Origin of the sequence: Rheinheimera sp., from assembly GCF_030690345.1 — a bacterium.
In the GTDB taxonomy this organism is placed as follows: Bacteria; Pseudomonadota; Gammaproteobacteria; order Enterobacterales; family Alteromonadaceae; genus Alishewanella.
Genome location: NZ_JAUYGV010000006.1, coordinates 415,650 through 433,023 on the forward strand (window position 1 = coordinate 415,650; position 17,374 = coordinate 433,023).

A 17,374-nucleotide genomic window follows, 5' to 3' on the forward strand; every position below is an offset into this window, starting at 1 on the left:
AGCCACTTAGCTGTTAATGCTTAAGCGCTGGGTTGACAGTCTGGACCTATGTAATAAAGTAAAGCGTCCAGCTACTGGAATGAGAGGTGAATTATGTATCCGTCTGTGAAAACAGTAGCGCCGCTGGATAATTATCTGTTGGCAGTGAGCTTTGATAACGGCGAAAAAGGCATTTTGGATATGAAACCCTATTTGGATTTCGGCGTATTTAAGCGGTTGCAAGATGTCGAAGCATTTAACCGGGTTCGGGTTTCATTTGACACCATAGAGTGGGACGCCGGAGTAGATCTTGCCCCTGAGTTTGTTTACAGCAAAAGCCAATGTTCAACAGCTGAAAAAGTGACGACAGTTACCGCTTAGAAACACTGTTAGTGGATTAAGGTTTAGATTTTCTATGATTTAAACAATAAACATATCTTAGTTACACTGCATCTAGGTTGGTTGAGACTAGATCTGCCCTCTACGCTTCTTGACCAAATTCATTTTTTAGGTAAATGTAACGCAAGTTTGAAATTAGCTAGCTTTACTCGGCGGCGGTTAAGCGGTTCAGGCAAGTTGTAACAATTGGATCTGACCCTCGAGATTTATAAAGGGAAGTGAATGCGCAAGAATCCATGGATGGAAAATTCAATTAAAAATCTCATACCACTTAGCGCTGCTAATGATTTTAAAGAAGCGTTGAAGGAATGGGAGTTTACTGGTGAAGTAATAGATCATCAAATCGCAGATGAAACCTGTGAGCTTTGCGAGCATGAGGAACTTCGGTATCATTTTGAAATAATAAATTATTTGAAATTGAATCATTTATGGGTCGGGTCTTCATGTATTCTAAGATTTCAAGAAATTGTTGTTTATGATGAATCTGGAATGCAACTTACCGATGCGCGCACACGTAAGCGAGAACTTGATAGGGCATTAAAGGATAAGCAAGTAGACATTGCTTTACAACCATTAAGGATACTATGGAAAATTGATAGGGAATACAGAAAATATATTGAGATGAGCGTTTCCCACTTTAAATCAAAAGGTGCTTTTACTCCTCAAAATTTAGTCGTTCTTTGCGAGAAAATGCATAAAAATGATATCAAGTATCAACCGTCCATGTTTCCTGTTTACCTACGAACTAGAGAATGCAAAGCATATCTTAGAACGTTAAAAGATGACCAGCTTAACTATGTTTTACAGTGCATGTCTTCTCAGCAGAGAGAAAGGTTTGCAGTGTAATAAACATAACACATATGAGCCTTCCCGGAGTCAATAGGTAAAACCGCTCTTCTGGCCGCGTTAGCGGCCAGTCTGTTTGTCCATCAGCAAGATAGACTGCTACATCTGCCATCATGGTTGCCGGGCGATAGCCTGCAACAAACGCATATCGGGGGCACCCTTACCTCATACTCCAAATAAGGGGCCGAAGATAATAATCGTCATATCTCTGCAAGGTGCCGAAATGCATAGTATTAACCTAGCTGGCTTTTAACTTTTCCCTTAAAAAAATTCCTTTAGCATCAAGTATACCAAAAATTAAGCGAACCAGGCCGTTCAACAGGCGTTTAGCCGTCACTGGACAAAGTGCCGGATAAAACGCTAAGTTGTTAGCCTAATATTGGAAAATTTAGTAATACGGTAGTGGTAAATGACACAAAAATCAGATGAAGTTGTTAGTAAAAGTACATTTCGCGCAAGTATTGCCGCGAGCATTGTTGCATCGATAATCTTTATTTCTTTGATACAGCCAGTGATGACATATTTTTGGAACGCTATTTCCTCTACAGGCAATGAGTATATTAATTACTATGTTGATCTTATGTACGAAAATGCAGCGTTAGGTGAAAGGAACTGGGTTGTTGTTACTGTTGTGATTTTAGGCATTTATTTGCCTTTTGTCCTGTTGCTTGGAAAGGGATTAGGGCAGTTCACAGCAAGGAAGATAGATAAGTCTATTCAAAGCTCAGATGATGACGTTGCGAAGAAAGACAAGGTTAACGGTCTATTGTTTAAGTTAAGGATTCTTCGTTGGTTATTGGTTATTGTTGGTTTGAGTTTAGCTACCATAATGGCTTCTTATATTTATACAGATCTCCAATTAAACGCATCATTTAATCAACGTCTTACAGTGTTAGCACCTAAGCTATCAAAAGCTGAATATCTTCAATACAGAGCAGATTGGGCATCAATGGCATCTAAGCAGGACTATAAGTTGCTAGAAAAAAGGCTACATAATCAAGCTCAAATTTTAGAAGTTCAGTTGCCATCACCGTTGTTAAAAGATTAGGCTAACAAAGCATTTAAGAGTGATTCCCAACGCTTGGCATTTTCAGTTCAACGTTGGGTTTAGTGTTTACGGCGCAATGGTTTAGTGCCGTGGAAGCGTTGCTCACATCTTAATGCGGCGTTAGGCCGCATAGGCACGAGGTTGAAGTACCATGGGAAAGATTAAATCGGGTCCAATCATCACATTCAGCAAGAGCAGTCGTAAAGGTGTTGTGGATATCGCTACGCCCGAGGATCTCTATGCAAAGCTAGAGCGCACCCTGCACAGGCGTGCAGCGTATGGCGATGACCAATTCGATTGGGTCTTTGATTTCAGCATCACCGCCTGGCATATGGTCGACTGGCTTGCTTCTCGGAACGGGCCTGCGGATCGAAAGATGCTGAGGACATTGCAGGAGCAATGCAGGGCAGATTCGGCAGAACTCGCGGTTTGCGAACAAATTGCGAATGGTGCAAAACACAAGACACTTGATAACCCGTTGTTGGCTCCCTTTGATCTTGTCTCTCACCTTTACTATTCAGGCGGCCATGTTGGGTGTGGCTATGTCACGGCCGTAGAGGACCATGAGGACCCCCCTGAATTCTCGGCTCCTGGTGCATCGGACTGGGTCGTCACACCAGCAGTGAACGTGATAGACCGAAGTGGCAAGGACTGGGATGTTCTCTTGCTATTCTTGGCCGTTCTGTATTACTGGAGGAAGAAGCTTGGTGTCCCCCCTGTACATCCAGAGGGGACTTATCTTGCAGTGTTCAGGACATCTGAAGACGTAGTTGTTGGCGCGGTCTAACCAGTCGCTCGAGCCGACTCGCATTGGCAGGCCGCCGCTCGCGGCTCAGCTTCAACGTTAACGCCCACTGTTGGTCGCAACTTCCGCTAGTGTTTACACCGCTAGTACTACTAACTTAGCCGCAGCAAATTATCACAGATTACCGCGGCAGCGATGCCGACATTCAGTGATTCTGCCTCGCCAAAGGCCGGGATGGTGATTTTGCGGTTAATTACGCCTTCTAACTCTGCGCTGATACCATTGGCCTCATTACCCAGCACGATAAAGCCACCTTGCTGTGTAAGTTGTAGCTGATGCACTGATTCACCGCCAAGATAGGCGCCGTACACCGGCAATATGCTGTGTGCCAGCAGCGGCTGCAGCGCCTGGTAATGCAGTTGCACCCGTAAAAACGAGCCTTTGGCGGCGGCTATTACCTTGGGGTTGTAGCAGTCTGCAGTATCCGGCGAGCAGACAATATGCTTGATGCCGTACCAGTCGGCAATACGGATAATGGTGCCCAGATTACCCGGGTCGTTGATCTGATCCAGCACCAGCACAAAACCGTGGCTATGTGGTACAAAATCGCTCTGCACTGGCATTTTTACTACTGCCAACGCCGCGTCATTGCTGGCAAAGGTGCCTACCTTTACCAGCTCATCAGCGCTGCATTGTTGCACCAGCGCTGCCGTTTTTACCTGCTGCGGATATTGCTGCAAGAACTTTTCTGTCGCGAACACCGCGTCGACCTGCCAGCCGGAGGCCAGTAGTTCTAATACGGCTTTTTCGCCTTCAACAAAAAACAGCTGCTCGGCTTTGCGGTATTTTTTTTGCTGCAAGGAGCGGATTAACTTGCTCCACTTTTGGCTGATCATTTAGTGAATACCTGCTTACCGTTAACCCAGGTTTGCTCTACCTCTGTCTGCCACAGCTGCTGTGGCGGGATGTTATAAATATCGCGATCTATCAGAATAAAATCGGCCCAGCTACCCGGCGCCAGCGTGCCCATGCTGGTTTCCTGAAAGGCGCCATAGGCGGCGTCTACGGTAAAAGAGCGCAGTGCTTCGGTTAAACTGAGTTTTTGCTCCGGCAACCAGCCGCCAACCGGTTGGTTATCCTGGCTTTGCCGCGTAACCGAGGCATGAATACCGTGAAAGGCGTTGGCCAGTTCGACCGGAAAGTCGGAGCCGCCAACAATAATGCTGCCCTGGTCGATAAAGCTGCGCCAGGCATAGGCACCACGCAGCCGTGCTACGCCCAAGCGATCGCCGGCCATGTTTTTATCTGAGGTGGCATGCACCGCCTGCATCGCCGGCAACACATGCAGTTTGGCAAAGCGCGGAATGTCTTTCGGTGACACAATTTGCGCATGCTCAATCCGGTGCCGGCTGGCGGCGCGTTTATCTTCCGGCACCAGCTGTTCAAAGCGGTCCAACGCTAAACGGTTGGCTAAATCGCCGATGGCATGCACATTGGTTTGAAAACCGGCATCTATCGTCATTTGCATTATTTGCGTTAACTGGTCTGGCTGGGTTACCAGTAAGCCTTTTTGCGATGGCTGATCGCTGTAGGGCTCAATTAAAGCTGCACCACGGCTGCCAAGCGCCCCGTCACCGTAGATTTTCACCGAACGGATATCGAGAAAATCTGTTGGGTCGTCAATAATGCCGGCTGCCAGCCACTGCGGCAGTTGCGGGTCGCGCGCCGATAACATCGGATAGATACGCAGCGGCAGTTTTTGCTCTGCCGCCAGTTGCTGAAACAGCTTAACGGTGGCGGTATCTACGCCGGCGTCATGTACGCTGGTAATGCCCAGTGCCAGTAAGTGGGAAAAGGCTACGTTTAACGCCCGCAGTGTGTCGTTTTTATCCGGCTCGGGTATATGTTGTTCTACCAGCGCCATGGCGTTGTCTATCAACACCCCGGTCGGGTTGCCTTTGCTGTCGCGGATGATCTCGCCGCCCGGCGGGTCTATGCTGTCTTTGGTAATGCCAGCCAGCGCCAGCGCTTTGCTGTTAGCCCAGCCGGCATGCGCATCTATCCGCTCCAGATAAACCGGTTTGTCGCTGATGGCCTCATCGAGTAAGGCGGTGGTAGGGAACTGCTTAGTAGGCCACAATACCTGGTTCCAGCCGCGGCCGATAATCCAGGGCGCGTCTTTATTGGCGGCAGCAAACTGCGCTACCCGTGCGACTGCATCCTGCTCACTGTTGCTGCCGCGCAGTTCTGCCACGGCTAAGTATTGCCCCAGCCCCAATACATGGCCATGGCCGTCAATTAAACCCGGTAGCAGGGTTTTACCGTTGCCGCTCAGCTGTTTAGCCTGTGGATACTGCTTTAGCAGTGCTGCATCACCACGCGCTAATACTTTGCCGCTGGCATCATCAAATACCAGCACGCTGAACTGCTGCAGCTGGCGTGCTGAATCGAAGCCGTAACCTTTAATATCTGACAGTACCACCGGCGCGGCACTGAGATTGCCGGTAACAAGGCCGGTAGTAAATAACGCACAAGCTAAGCTGGCAAAGCGCAACATAAGGTATTGTCCCTGTTTGGTTTTGCTGGCAACTATAGCAATAAAACCGCGCCGGCGGAATCCGGCGCGGTGGTTCAGTCGGTGTGCTGCTGTGTTGCCTGTTCTATACGCTCGCGCGTATCGGGGTGGGAGCTGAGGTATTTTAACAAGCTGGCGGACGTGTCATCGCTATCGCCGTGTTCGCTCAGCAATGCCGACATGGCGTCGGCAAAAGCAGACGGTGACTTACCCAAAGCTTTCAGTTGCTGCAGCGCAAATTGATCGGCTTCGCGTTCCATATCACGCGAAAAAGCACTTTGCAGCAGCACAGAACCCGAACCCAGCACCAGCTCAGCAATGCCTTCCGGGTCGCCAAACAAAATACCAAACACCAAAGCCGCGCCCAGTGACTGTGCGACTAAACGCACACTGTGCTGGCCTTCAACATGGCCGATCTCATGCAACAACACCGCCAGCAATGCATCCGGTTTGTCGTGCAGTAGTTTCACCAGGCCGTCGGTTACTACCACAGTGCCGTCGGGCAGGGCAAAAGCATTGGCACCGAAAAAGTCTGACTTATACAGATACAACTTATAGTTGCTCTGTTGCAGTGGTAGCTGCTGCAATGCCATTTGCCAGTGGTACTGCACAGTGGCTTGCTGTGGTGCCGCTAACTCTGTAGGCTGCAGCACAGTTTGTTGCAAACTGTAAAAAGTTTGCTGGCCCATTTGGCGTTTTACGCTGTCAGGCACCAGGGGTACGGCAGCACCGGCCGCCATCGGCATGGCATAGACAATAATCCACCACAGCAACAGCGGCGATAAAAACACCGCGGCAAGCATCGCCAGCTTGTGGCTTTCCAGCCAGGCGGCCAGTTTGGCTTTGGCACTAAGCTGTGGCCAGCGAAAACTGCGGTCATCCGGCACAAACACCGCACCATCACGCAGCTGCAGCTCTACTGCTAACCCCGGCAGCACAGTGCCGAAACGATAGTCGTCGACACCGGCCTGACACAGGCTGCTGTTATCCGCCGCACTGACGATGCTCAGCCTGCCGTTGGCACTGATGGTTGCCAGCGCAGCATACAAGCTGCTGCTGGCGGCATGCTGAAATTGCCCGGCAATCCGGTGGCTGGCGTGCATCAGGCTAAAGACACGTCGATATCAAATAGGCCGGCTGCTTCTTCGCCAAAGGCGCTGCTGCTCTGTTGTGCCTGATCAACCAGGGAGTCGGCTTGCGGATACACCGCTACGGTAGTAACGCCGGCAAAATAGCTGGCTTTACGGATCCTGGCCCACGGATACGCCAGGCCCAGCGTACAGATGATAGCCAGTAAGTTGGTGATGGTTAACCATAAAAACGGCATAACCCGGGCTTCAGATTTAAATTGTACAATCTGTGGCAATTCAGTGCGTTCGAATAAATGGTTGCGGATCATGGTTTGATAAATTGCACCGCTTAGTGTCAGCATTAAAAAGTACATAACGAAAATCAAAAAGCCGGTGACACCGAGCACACCATCTAAGCTACTTTGGGTACCGAAGGCTGTTGCGCCAATCACCAGCGCGGAGATAATACTGAAAGCGATACCGACACATATCACGGCGGCTATTGCCACCAGGGCAGCGATATAATAGTTGCCGGTTTCAGTGTTGGCCTGAAATTGCTTACCGCCATAGCTGATATTGCCGTAAACAAACTGGTCTATACGTTTTAACACCCAAGGCATGGCCAGATACAGCGTAAAAACTGCCAGCACCGGCAGCAACACAAAATGTTTAAAGGCACCGGCATAGTCACCGTTAAAAGCAAACCGCACATTGCGGTAGCTGGTCATACGCATATTGAATTTTAAACTTTGTACAATTAACCACGGCGAGGCGATTAAAAAAGCCAGTGCCAACACAACCGCAAATATTGGCGATACAGCGGATAACACAAAAAACAAAGCAAAGATAATTACCGCAATAATGCGGCCTTTTAAAATTTGTATCGGGCTGGCCAGGTAACGGAATGATTGGTTTTCTATGCTGGTGTGGCCATAAAAATACTGATTGGTGCGTACTTTAGCCCAGGCACTGTAGATACCCAAGGTAACAATGCTGAGTAACAGATTGACGATCCAAATACCAAAAAATTCACCGGCCTGACCGCTGAAGGCTACGTTACTGATGCGCGCCTGGTTGGGCTGCGGCGTGGTGGTGCCGAAGGTGTTTTCCATAGAACTGCTTCCCTTTTGTTGCTGCTGTGTAAAATAAAAGCGGCATTATAGCTGGCAACAATATGTAGTTGGCAATAGTTTTATTTATTATTTAACAAGATAGTGGCGCAATTGAATTGTCAATTGCGCCACGGCTTAGTTTATTGCTTAGGGCTGAGCTTCGTAGCCGCTGATATCACCAATCCCGGCCGGCAATAAGCCTTTTAACATATCGGGCGTGTAGGCTCCGGCGTCAGTCCATACTACCCAGTCGATATCACCGACGTAACTGCTGCCACCGGCATCGCCGATTTGCAGGTAATTGTCTGTGTTGTTACTGGCCGGGCGCATAGTAACGCCGTCCAGTTGCAGTAACGGCGTATTATTGCCTTCAACATACAGCGCCACGTTGCCGGTGGTGGGTGAGGTTAGCGCTACCGTAAAGTGATACACGCGGAACTGGCTCATATCCAGCGGGTCCGGCTCGTTGCCTTTGCCGGCGGTAATGGATGAGCCGTTGTTGGCATTTTCCAGTTGGACGCCGGAATTATTACCGTCATTGCGATACACAATTTTTAACCGGCTGCTGGCGCCGGTAGCGGCACTATCGCCCAGCGCAATTTCGGTTTCCAACACGCGGTTGCCACCGGCATTACCGGTAATACCCATCAGCAGGGTAAAAGATTTCGGATAAACACCATCAGCGGCAGCGACATTGTCCAATTTGGCTCTGCTACGGTCGGCGCCATTGGCGCTGCTGTCAAAGGTTACCGTACCATCGCCGTTAGCACTGAACCGGTTAGGCTCATCGACACCGCCACTTTGTTGTGGCAGAAATGCAGTTTGGCTGCCATCAGGCAGGGTAATGGCATTGGCGGCGAATGGCTGCAGGCTGCCGTCATAAGTACCCCAGTCTACGCTTAACGGCGGCTCTACCGGGTCAACCGGCACCGGCTCCGGCCCGGGATCGACCGGCTCCGGCGGCTGCGGTGCCGGGCATAAACCGGCACTGGGCGGCGTGTCTATTACGCCGACACCGGCATACGCCAACACTGTGGCCTTGACATTGTACACCGGTAACAAGCTGGCGCTGTAATCATAGGGCGGCTGCAGTTCGCCGGTAGAGCGGCCGTCTTCACTGGCAATTACGCCGTCGGCCGGGCTGTCCTGCCAACTGATATTGTCAAAGATATTGTCAATCAGCTGCCAATAACCTATCTCCTGGCTGTACATCGACATCACCGGATTCTTCATATCAGCAAAGTGGTTGTGCTCAATGCGGATCAGGGCCCCCATCCGCGAGTTAATGCCGCTTTCTAACGCGCCGTCGTAAAAATTATTGTAGATATGGCCTTTACCAAAGCGAAATAGTGGCAAGCGTGAATTGACGTTATACCAGTGGTTGTGGTGGTAAGTTAACGTGCGGTCGAAATTGTCGCTGTCGGACGAACCCACCAGCGAGGTTTTCCAGCTGTGGTGGAACTTGTTAAATGAAATGGTAATAAACTGCGCATCGCCTTTGGCGTCTACCAGGCCATCGTAATAATCTTTTACCTGATCTTCAGTCAGCGCCGGGTCATCAACGGTGAGGCTGTTATAAATTTCGTTGTGATCAATCCAGATATTGCGTACCGGGCCTTCCATACTGATGCCGTCGCCCGGCGCGCCCTGGTTGGCGCGCACATGATGAATACGCAGGTTACGGATAATGATATTTTCGGCGCGCACTATATTAAAGCCGATACCGGCCATTTCGCCCTGGGTACCCAGACCGATAATGGAAATATCCGACACATCCTTAATATCTATCCGCGTATCTTTGGCATTTTGCAGTGTAATACTACCGTTAACCCAGATGGTTAGGGGCCGGTTTGGGTCTTTATTTTTAATCGCATTAATCATTTCTTCGCCGGTACAAACGGTTACTTCAACCTTGTTATCCCCGCTGCCGCCGGTGGTGCCGCCGTTCTCAGCGGCATAACCGTAAACAGTATCCAGATCGGTTAAGGTGATAACACCGGTGTCAGGCCGCGGGATTTCAGTGCCTGTATCGGGCACTGCCGGCGGCTCATTATCGCTGTCGTTGCAGCCAAGCAACAAGCTGCTGCTTACCAATACGGCAAGAAGTGTTTTATTAGCTATCATATCGCTACCCTTTATCCGGGGTGCATGAACTGCCCGTACAGCGGGATCGGAAAGTGTAAGACACCCTGTTGATTTAAATTGTTATTTTTATAGTGCAGCGGAATATTGTAGTTTTGTCTACCGGTGGCATTTTTTGTGCGCACTGTGGCGGACATTATTGCTGCGCTATCAGTTATCGCTGACAGGCAGCAGTTTGTACAAGCTATACGCAGAAAAGTGATGCAGTTTCAGCTGAAATGTTCGTATTTGAACCAAAATACGTCAGGCTGCTACAGTAATGTGGCCTAAGCCACATTACCACCCTGACATAAGCGGGCCGGGTCCAGCAGTTGTTCCAGTTCGCTGCGGCTGTAGCTGGTGTGTTCCAGCGCAACATCCAGCACCGGTCTTTGTTGTTTATAGGCTTGCTTGGCTATTTCCGCAGCTTTGGCATAGCCTATCAGTGGGTTAAGCGCGGTAACCAGGATCGGATTTCGCGCCAGCGCTTTGCTGATATTATCTTCCAGCACAGTAAAACCACTGATGGTCCGGTCCGCCAGCGCGGTGCAACCATTGGCCAGCAGGCTGATGCTTTGCAACAAATTGTAAGCAATAAGCGGCAGCATTACATTTAGCTCAAAGTTACCGGACTGGCCGGCCAGCGTAATGGTAGTGTCGTTGCCAATCACCTGAGCCGACAACATGGCCACGGCTTCCGGGATCACCGGATTAACTTTACCCGGCATAATGGACGAGCCGGGTTGTAATGCCGGCAGCGCAATTTCGCCAAGGCCGGCCAGTGGGCCGGAATTCATCCAGCGTAAATCGTTGCTGATTTTCATCAAACTGACGGCCAGGGTTTTCAACGCACCCGAAGTGGCAACCGCGCTGTCCTGTGAGCCGATGGCGCTGAAAAAGTTGTCCGCCGGACGAAATGCCAGCCCGGTATCGTCGCTCAGTTGGCGGCAAAAGGCCGCGGCAAAGCGCGGGTCGGCATTAATGCCGCTGCCAACAGCGGTGCCGCCCTGCGCCAAAGCTTGTAATTGTTGCAGCTGTTGCTGTATGCCGTGTTCAGCCTGCGCCAGTTGCGCCTGCCAGCCACCCAGTACCTGGCTGAAATTTACCGGCATGGCATCCATTAAATGAGTGCGGCCGGTTTTTACAATATGGCCAATCTGTTGGCTTTTGCCTACCAGCACCGCTTGCAGATGCTGCAATGCCGGGATCAGCTGCTGTGTAATGGCCTGCACCGCGCTGACATGAATGGCGCAGGGTATTGTATCGTTGCTGCTTTGGCCGAGGTTAACATGATCATTCGGGCTAACAGCCAGGCCTGCTTGCTGCCCGGCCAGGGTGGCCAGCACTTCATTGACATTCATATTACTGCTGGTGGCGGAGCCGGTTTGAAATACGTCTACCGGGTACTGTTGCATGTTGGTGTCAGCCAGTTGTGCCTTAGCGGCATTAACTATTGCGCCGGCAATTTTGCTGTCGAGTAAGCCCAACTGCTGATTTACTGTGGCAGCGGCCTGTTTGATCTGCAATAAGGCGCGGATAAAGCCGACGGGTAAGGTCAGGCCGCTAAGCTGAAAATTCTGCACCGCGCGTTGGGTTTGTGCCTGGTACAGCGCGTTGAGCGGTACCTGCAGTTCGCCCATACTGTCGTACTCAGTTCTGGTTTTCATAGCCACTCCTTTAAGGTTGCTGTATCACACTGCTATTAGTTGTACTTGCTTTAGTGCGGTGTTGCCAGTTTAGTGTTGCGATAAACCTGTTGTCCTGCAAGGTGAAACTCTGTGCAGATGCGCTGTGGCGCGGCGTGATAAATAGACTTTTACGCTAAATCCCGGTATAAATACCGGCTTAACAACTGACAAGCTGATTTTTTGTACCCGCCCATGTTGCAAAGGCATTACGTCTTCTATGCTTAATTAACTGCCTTTGGATATCAACAACTTAATCTGTAAGCCAGGCGGTGCAGAATAGGCTGGCAGTAAGAATAATTTTAATAAGGATGCGCGACAGCTATGACACTTTTGTGGATTTTACTTCTGCCGCTGCTGGGGGCTTTGGTACCGGTAATCACTGCTAAGTGGAACCGCAGTGCCTGCGCCCTTGCTACTGCTATACCTCCGGCGTTCGCGCTGATGTTGCTGCTGTATCATGCCGAAACCATCCTGGCCGGCGAAAGCCTGCGCTTCTTTTGGCAATGGGTGCCGCTACTGGGCTTAGATGTCGTTATCCGCCTTGATGGTCTGGCGTTTTTATTCAGCCTGCTGATTTTAGGTATCGGCCTGTTAATTATTCTGTATGCCCGTTATTACCTGTCTGAGCGCGATTCGATGCCGCGTTTTTATGCTTATCTGATGCTGTTTATGACAGCGATGCTGGGTATAGTACTGTCCGGCAATTTGCTGCAATTGTGGCTGTTTTGGGAGCTGACCAGTATCAGCTCGTTTTTACTGATCAGCTTCTGGTGGCACAAAGCCGAAGCCCGCCGCGGCGCACGCATGGCATTAACGGTAACCGGAGCCGGCGGTTTAGCCTTGTTAGCCGCGTTTTTACTGATTGGCGAAGTCGTTGGCAGCTACGATTTGGAAGTGGTGCTGGCCAGCACCGATATTATTCAGCAGCACAGTTGGTATCCGTTGTTGCTGGTGCTGTTTTTACTGGGATGTTTTACCAAATCGGCGCAGTTTCCGTTTCACTTCTGGCTACCCAACGCCATGGCCGCGCCTACGCCGGTAAGTGCTTACTTACACTCTGCTACTATGGTAAAGGCCGGTATCTTTTTGCTGGCGCGGTTTTATCCGGCCTTATCCGGCACGGAATTGTGGTTTATTTTGGTCAGCTTAACCGGGCTGGCTACCTTGTTAATCGGCGCTTATCTGGCGTTGTTTAAGCATGATTTAAAAGGCTTATTGGCGTATTCCACCATCAGTCATTTGGGGTTAATTACGCTGCTGTTTGGCATGGGCAGCGACCTTGCTGCAGTAGCGGGGGTGTTTCATATTATTAACCACGCTACCTTTAAAGCGTCGCTGTTTATGGCCGCCGGTATTATTGATCATGAGTCCGGCTCGCGCGATATGCGTAAACTGAATGGTTTATGGCAATTTATGCCGATAACCGCCACCCTGGCAATGGTGGCTGCCGCAGCGATGGCAGGGGTGCCGCTGTTAAACGGCTTTTTGTCGAAAGAAATGTTTTTTGCCGAAACCCTGCACCAGCATTTGCTGGGGTCTTTATCCTGGGTGATCCCGGTGTTAGCAACGGTAGCAGCAGTGTTCTCGGTAGCCTATTCGATGCGCTTTATCCACGACGTGTTTTTCAACGGCCAACCCAAAGGTCTGACGAAAACACCGCACGAGCCGCCACGTTATATGCGGGTACCGGTAGAAGTGCTGGTAGCCTTGTGTATTTTAGTCGGTATTTTCCCGGGTTATATCGTCGGCGATTTGCTGCATGCAGCATCTGCAGCTGTGTTAGCCGGTGAGGTGCCACAGTACAGTTTATCTATCTGGCATGGCATTAATTTACCGCTGATGATGAGTGTGCTGGCGTTAGCCGGCGGCACGTTAATTTACGTTAACCGTAAACATTTATTCGATTTTCAGAATTCGTTACCTGATTTTGACGCACTGAACAGTTTTGAGAGCAGTATTAAGAAGTTTGCCGCCAGCTGCAACCGGCTGTATGACTGGCTGGATAACGGTTCCTTGCAGCGCTATATGACCTTTTTGCTATTTGCATTTGTAGTATTAGCCGGCATGCCGTTGCTGAGTTTAGATACGCTGTGGGGCGGACGGCAGGAGCTGGCAGTAGATGCCGTTAATGCAGCCGGTGCGGTAATGTTGCTGCTGGCAGCCTTTGCCACGGTTATTTGGCACCGCAAACGTGTAGTGGCCTTATTGATGATTTCTGTTGTTGGTTTAATGGTGTCTATCGCCTTTACCCGCTTTTCGGCACCGGATCTGGCGTTAACTCAGCTGTCGGTAGAAGTGGTGACCATTATTCTGCTGATGCTGGCGCTGTTCTTTTTACCGCACAAAACGCCGAAACAGTCGGAAGCCTCCAGGGTGGTGCGTGATATCAGTATTGCCAGTATGGTTGGGGTAATTGTCGGCAGCTTAAGTTATGCCCTGATGACGCGGCCGTTCAGCACCATTTCTGACTTCTTTATTACTAACGCCAAAACCGGTGGTGGCGGTACTAATGTGGTTAACGTTATCCTCGTCGATTTCCGTGGTTTTGATACTCTGGGTGAAATTACGGTATTGGGCATAGCGTCGTTAGGTATCTTCAAATTACTGACACGGATCCCGCTGTTTAAGCCCAGCAGTGACGGTGATGGCCGGCCCTGGGCCATTGAGCGCCATTCGCTGTTATTGTCTACCGTGTCACAAAGCTTGTTACCGCTGGCGATTATGGTGTCTGTGTATATCTTCTTCCGCGGCCATAACTTGCCTGGCGGCGGTTTTATTGCCGGTTTAGTTACTGCCGTAGCCATTATTCTGCAGTATATCGCCCAGGGGGTAGATTGGGTAAAAGCGCGAATGAATGTGGAGTATCAACGCGTGGTGGCGGTGGGGCTGTTGATTGCCCTGGGCACCGGCGTAGCCAGCTGGTTGTTTAACCGACCGTTTTTGACCTCCTGGTTCGATTACTTTGATATTCCGCTATTGGGCAAGATTGAATTGGCCAGTGCGATAGCGTTTGATTTGGGCGTGTATGTCACTGTAGTAGGCTCTACGCTGCTGATTCTGGCCAGTTTAGGCAAGATGACCACCAGCCACCGGCCTGTGCATAAGGATACGATCTGATGGAAACCTTATTTGCCTGTTGTATCGGTTTTTTAACCGCCTGTGGTGTGTTTTTAATGCTGCGTGGCCGCACTTTCCCGGTGGTATTGGGCCTGACCATGCTGTCGTACGCGGTTAACCTGTTTATTTTTTCTTCCGGTCGGCTGACGTTACGTGGTGCTGCCGTACTGGGCACTGCTGAGCAATATGCCGACCCCTTACCCCAGGCATTGGTGTTAACCGCCATAGTGATAGGTTTTGCCATGACCGCTTTCCTGGTAATTCTTGCTATCCGTGCCAGGGCCGATTTAGGTAATGATCATGTGGACGGTAAATTACCGGATGCAGCCAATATGAAGAAGGAAAGTCGTTAATGTGGCATTTGATTACGGCGCCGGTATTGTTGCCGATGCTGACAGCATTACTGATTATGTTGCCGCCAATTCATTATTCCCCTATGCGCCGGCGCTGGCTCAGCATGGTTTCTGCAGCAATCCAGCTGGTATTGGCGGTAATGTTATTATTGCAGGTACAGCAACAGGGCTTGCTGCACTACGCGGTCGGCAACTGGCAGGCTCCCTTTGGTATTATTCTGGTGGCGGATACCCTGTCAGTGGTGATGGTGTGTTTAACGTCATTTCTGGCATTAGGCGCTATTTGCTACGGCAGTGCCGGTGAAGATGAAAAGGGCTCTTTTTTTCACCCGTTGTTTCAGTTTCAGATCATGGGGATTAACGGTGCCTTTTTAACCGGCGATTTATTTAACCTGTTTGTATTCTTTGAAGTACTGCTGATTGCCTCTTATGCCTTGCTGATCCATGCCGGTGGCAAAAACAAAACCAAAGCTGCGGTGCACTATGTGGTGCTGAACCTGACCGGTTCAGCTATTTTTCTGATTTCGCTGGCAGTGTTGTACGGCACTTTGGGTACACTGAATATTGCCGATATGGCGTTGAAAGTTGCCGCCTTGCCAGCCGAAGATATGATGCTGGTAAAAGCCGGCGGCCTGATGCTGATGATTGTGTTTGCACTAAAAGCTGCCGTATTGCCGTTGCAGTTTTGGCTGCCTGCTACCTATTCTTCTGCCTCTGCGCCAGTGGCCGCGCTGTTTGCCGTGATGACAAAAATTGGCGTTTACGCTTTGCTGCGGGTGTACAGCACAATATTTGGTCCCGACGCCGGTGAATTAAGCGGCATCGCTGCCGACTGGCTGTTGCCGGCCGGGCTGGCCACTATTGCATTGGGCGCTGTTGGCGTGATGGCCAGCCAGGATTTTCGCAAGTTGGTGGCTAACCTGGTGCTGGTGTCGGTCGGTACCCTGGTTAGTTTAGTCGCGCTGCAAACAGAGCTGTCAGCCGCCGCCGCCCTGTATTATACCGTGCACTCTACGTTAGTTACTGCCGCACTGTTTTTGTTGGCCGATCTTATCGCTAATCAGCGTGGCAAGGCCGCAGATCGGCTGGTGTCGGGTCGGCGGGTGATCCAGCCGGTGCTGTTGGGTTTTATGTTTGTGCTGGCCGCATTAACGGTCGCCGGTTTACCACCGTTTTCCGGTTTTATTGGTAAGCTGATGCTGTTGCAAGCAGCAACAGAACCAACCAACCGGCTGTTATTGTGGAGTTTTGTGCTGGTAAGCAGCTTGCTGGTGATTATTGGTTTATCCCGTGCCGGCAGCACCTTATTCTGGCGTATCAGCGGCAGTGATGCTGCCGGAGAAAAAGCGGCGCCGCTTCAGGTGTTTTCGGTTTGCTGGCTGCTGCTGGCCAGCCCTTTGCTGGTGATCTTTGCCGGGCCTTTGACCGAATTATCACACCAGGCCGCGGCGCAGTTATATGATACCAGCGCGACTATTGAGATTATTTTGGGGCAGTCTGTTTCTCAGGGAGAAACGCCATGAGGTTTAAACCTAAATACCGTTGGTTGCCAACACCTTACCGCAGTATGTTGCTGCTTATCGTGTGGCTATTGTTAAACCAAAGCGTTGAAGCGGTACATGTGTTTTTCGGCATTATCCTCGCTTTGTTGATCCCGATGCTGACATTGCGTTTTCGTGATCCGCAGCCACTGATTGAACGGCCGCTATTGGCTTTACGCTACATACTGCGGGTATTCGCTGACATTATTACCGCCAACGCTCAGGTTGCGGTGTTAATTCTCGGGCCGAAACGGCGGTTAAATCCGGCATTTGTGCGCGTGCCGCTGGATCTGCAGCACGAGTTACCCATCACTATCCTGGCCAGCACGGTATCAATGACGCCGGGTACTGTCAGCGCAGAAATTTATCCCAGTGCCGAATTGCTGGTGCCGGGTGAGCCGTTGCCGCAACGTTGGTTGCTTATTCATGTGCTTAACATGGGTGATGAGGCGGAACTGATTGCCTCGATTAAACAGCGCTATGAGGCACCGTTGAAGGAGATTTTCCAATGCTAGATAACGTTATCATGCTGGTGTTCGCGATGATCAGTGTGGCCTTGTTGTTAAACCTGTGGCGTTTGCTGCGTGGCCCCAGCCTGCCGGATCGCATACTGGCGCTGGATACCATGTACATTAACAGCATAGCGCTGATTATCCTGTACGGCTTATTAATGGGCTCTCCGCTGTACTTTGAAGCGGCCTTGCTGATAGCCATGCTGGGTTTTGTCAGCACAGTGGCGGTGTGCAAATTCCTGCTACGCGGCGATATCATTGAATAGGA

The 17,374-nt window shown here is 50.4% G+C and carries 15 protein-coding genes; 9 read left to right on the forward strand and 6 right to left on the reverse strand.

What is annotated here, in order from left to right; translation table 11 throughout:
• Positions 1-93 precede the first annotated feature (93 nt).
• The 4 genes from Q8O77_RS06480 to Q8O77_RS06495 all read left to right on the forward strand — a co-directional run bounded on the left by Q8O77_RS06480 (position 94) and on the right by Q8O77_RS06495 (position 3,059).
• Positions 94-360: a DUF2442 domain-containing protein gene (locus tag Q8O77_RS06480; RefSeq protein WP_305552038.1), complete on the forward strand. Its 267-nt coding sequence runs from the start codon at positions 94-96 to the stop codon at positions 358-360.
• 240 nt (positions 361-600) lie between these two features.
• Positions 601-1,224 (forward strand): hypothetical protein, encoded by a 624-nt coding sequence (locus tag Q8O77_RS06485; protein ID WP_305552039.1) that lies wholly within the window; start codon positions 601-603, stop codon positions 1,222-1,224.
• A 409-nt stretch (positions 1,225-1,633) separates the two neighbouring features.
• Positions 1,634-2,272: a hypothetical protein gene (locus tag Q8O77_RS06490; protein WP_305552040.1), complete on the forward strand. Its 639-nt coding sequence runs from the start codon at positions 1,634-1,636 to the stop codon at positions 2,270-2,272.
• 151 nt (positions 2,273-2,423) lie between these two features.
• Complete coding sequence (locus tag Q8O77_RS06495; protein ID WP_305552041.1) at positions 2,424-3,059, forward strand: hypothetical protein; 636 nt, start codon at positions 2,424-2,426, stop codon at positions 3,057-3,059.
• Positions 3,060-3,169: 110 nt separating this feature from the next.
• Here the strand turns inward: Q8O77_RS06495 and Q8O77_RS06500 are convergent, their stop codons facing one another.
• From Q8O77_RS06500 to Q8O77_RS06525, 6 genes are all read right to left on the reverse strand, one after another.
• The gene (locus Q8O77_RS06500; protein ID WP_305552042.1) at positions 3,170-3,913 is read right to left on the reverse strand and encodes an RNA methyltransferase; all 744 of its coding nucleotides are present in this window, start codon (positions 3,911-3,913) and stop codon (positions 3,170-3,172) included.
• Entirely contained in the window at positions 3,910-5,574 is a 1,665-nt protein-coding gene (locus tag Q8O77_RS06505; protein WP_305552043.1) for an amidohydrolase, read from the reverse strand. The genes Q8O77_RS06500 and Q8O77_RS06505 overlap by 4 nt, the downstream gene beginning before the upstream one ends.
• Before the next feature lie 74 nt (positions 5,575-5,648).
• Complete coding sequence (locus tag Q8O77_RS06510) at positions 5,649-6,695, reverse strand: M48 family metallopeptidase (protein WP_305552044.1); 1,047 nt, start codon at positions 6,693-6,695, stop codon at positions 5,649-5,651.
• The gene (locus Q8O77_RS06515; protein WP_305552045.1) at positions 6,695-7,774 is read right to left on the reverse strand and encodes a YjgN family protein; all 1,080 of its coding nucleotides are present in this window, start codon (positions 7,772-7,774) and stop codon (positions 6,695-6,697) included. Before Q8O77_RS06515 ends, Q8O77_RS06510 begins: the two co-directional genes overlap by 1 nt.
• Positions 7,775-7,921: 147 nt before the next feature.
• Positions 7,922-9,898, reverse strand: coding sequence for a polysaccharide lyase family 1 protein (locus tag Q8O77_RS06520; RefSeq protein ID WP_305552046.1), 1,977 nt, complete (start codon positions 9,896-9,898; stop codon positions 7,922-7,924).
• A gap of 284 nt (positions 9,899-10,182) precedes the next feature.
• Entirely contained in the window at positions 10,183-11,562 is a 1,380-nt protein-coding gene (locus tag Q8O77_RS06525; protein ID WP_305552047.1) for a lyase family protein, read from the reverse strand.
• Positions 11,563-11,904: 342 nt separating this feature from the next.
• Between Q8O77_RS06525 and Q8O77_RS06530 the strand changes: the two genes are divergently transcribed.
• From Q8O77_RS06530 to Q8O77_RS06550, 5 genes are read left to right on the forward strand one after another with little or no spacing between them, the layout of a single operon-like run.
• Entirely contained in the window at positions 11,905-14,700 is a 2,796-nt protein-coding gene (locus tag Q8O77_RS06530) for a monovalent cation/H+ antiporter subunit A (RefSeq protein ID WP_305552048.1), read from the forward strand.
• Positions 14,700-15,053, forward strand: a complete 354-nt coding sequence (locus Q8O77_RS06535; protein ID WP_305552049.1) for a Na+/H+ antiporter subunit C — start codon at positions 14,700-14,702, stop codon at positions 15,051-15,053. Before Q8O77_RS06530 ends, Q8O77_RS06535 begins: the two co-directional genes overlap by 1 nt.
• The gene (locus Q8O77_RS06540; RefSeq protein WP_305552050.1) at positions 15,053-16,576 is read left to right on the forward strand and encodes a monovalent cation/H+ antiporter subunit D; all 1,524 of its coding nucleotides are present in this window, start codon (positions 15,053-15,055) and stop codon (positions 16,574-16,576) included. Before Q8O77_RS06535 ends, Q8O77_RS06540 begins: the two co-directional genes overlap by 1 nt.
• The gene (locus Q8O77_RS06545; RefSeq protein ID WP_305552051.1) at positions 16,573-17,109 is read left to right on the forward strand and encodes a Na+/H+ antiporter subunit E; all 537 of its coding nucleotides are present in this window, start codon (positions 16,573-16,575) and stop codon (positions 17,107-17,109) included. Before Q8O77_RS06540 ends, Q8O77_RS06545 begins: the two co-directional genes overlap by 4 nt.
• Entirely contained in the window at positions 17,103-17,372 is a 270-nt protein-coding gene (locus Q8O77_RS06550) for a K+/H+ antiporter subunit F (RefSeq protein ID WP_305552052.1), read from the forward strand. The genes Q8O77_RS06545 and Q8O77_RS06550 overlap by 7 nt, the downstream gene beginning before the upstream one ends.
• The last annotated feature ends 2 nt before the right edge of the window (positions 17,373-17,374 follow it).

Bases quoted from the DNA above. Each gene is read 5' to 3' on its own strand.
- Q8O77_RS06480 (WP_305552038.1), top strand. From the start codon at position 94: ATGTATCCGTCTGTGAAAACAGTAGCGCCGCTGGATAATTATCTGTTG.
- Q8O77_RS06485 (WP_305552039.1), top strand. From the start codon at position 601: ATGCGCAAGAATCCATGGATGGAAAATTCAATTAAAAATCTCATACCA.
- Q8O77_RS06490 (WP_305552040.1), top strand. From the start codon at position 1,634: ATGACACAAAAATCAGATGAAGTTGTTAGTAAAAGTACATTTCGCGCA.
- Q8O77_RS06495 (WP_305552041.1), top strand. From the start codon at position 2,424: ATGGGAAAGATTAAATCGGGTCCAATCATCACATTCAGCAAGAGCAGT.
- Q8O77_RS06500 (WP_305552042.1), bottom strand. From the start codon at position 3,913: ATGATCAGCCAAAAGTGGAGCAAGTTAATCCGCTCCTTGCAGCAAAAA.
- Q8O77_RS06505 (WP_305552043.1), bottom strand. From the start codon at position 5,574: ATGTTGCGCTTTGCCAGCTTAGCTTGTGCGTTATTTACTACCGGCCTT.
- Q8O77_RS06510 (WP_305552044.1), bottom strand. From the start codon at position 6,695: ATGCACGCCAGCCACCGGATTGCCGGGCAATTTCAGCATGCCGCCAGC.
- Q8O77_RS06515 (WP_305552045.1), bottom strand. From the start codon at position 7,774: ATGGAAAACACCTTCGGCACCACCACGCCGCAGCCCAACCAGGCGCGC.
- Q8O77_RS06520 (WP_305552046.1), bottom strand. From the start codon at position 9,898: ATGATAGCTAATAAAACACTTCTTGCCGTATTGGTAAGCAGCAGCTTG.
- Q8O77_RS06525 (WP_305552047.1), bottom strand. From the start codon at position 11,562: ATGAAAACCAGAACTGAGTACGACAGTATGGGCGAACTGCAGGTACCG.
- Q8O77_RS06530 (WP_305552048.1), top strand. From the start codon at position 11,905: ATGACACTTTTGTGGATTTTACTTCTGCCGCTGCTGGGGGCTTTGGTA.
- Q8O77_RS06535 (WP_305552049.1), top strand. From the start codon at position 14,700: ATGGAAACCTTATTTGCCTGTTGTATCGGTTTTTTAACCGCCTGTGGT.
- Q8O77_RS06540 (WP_305552050.1), top strand. From the start codon at position 15,053: ATGTGGCATTTGATTACGGCGCCGGTATTGTTGCCGATGCTGACAGCA.
- Q8O77_RS06545 (WP_305552051.1), top strand. From the start codon at position 16,573: ATGAGGTTTAAACCTAAATACCGTTGGTTGCCAACACCTTACCGCAGT.
- Q8O77_RS06550 (WP_305552052.1), top strand. From the start codon at position 17,103: ATGCTAGATAACGTTATCATGCTGGTGTTCGCGATGATCAGTGTGGCC.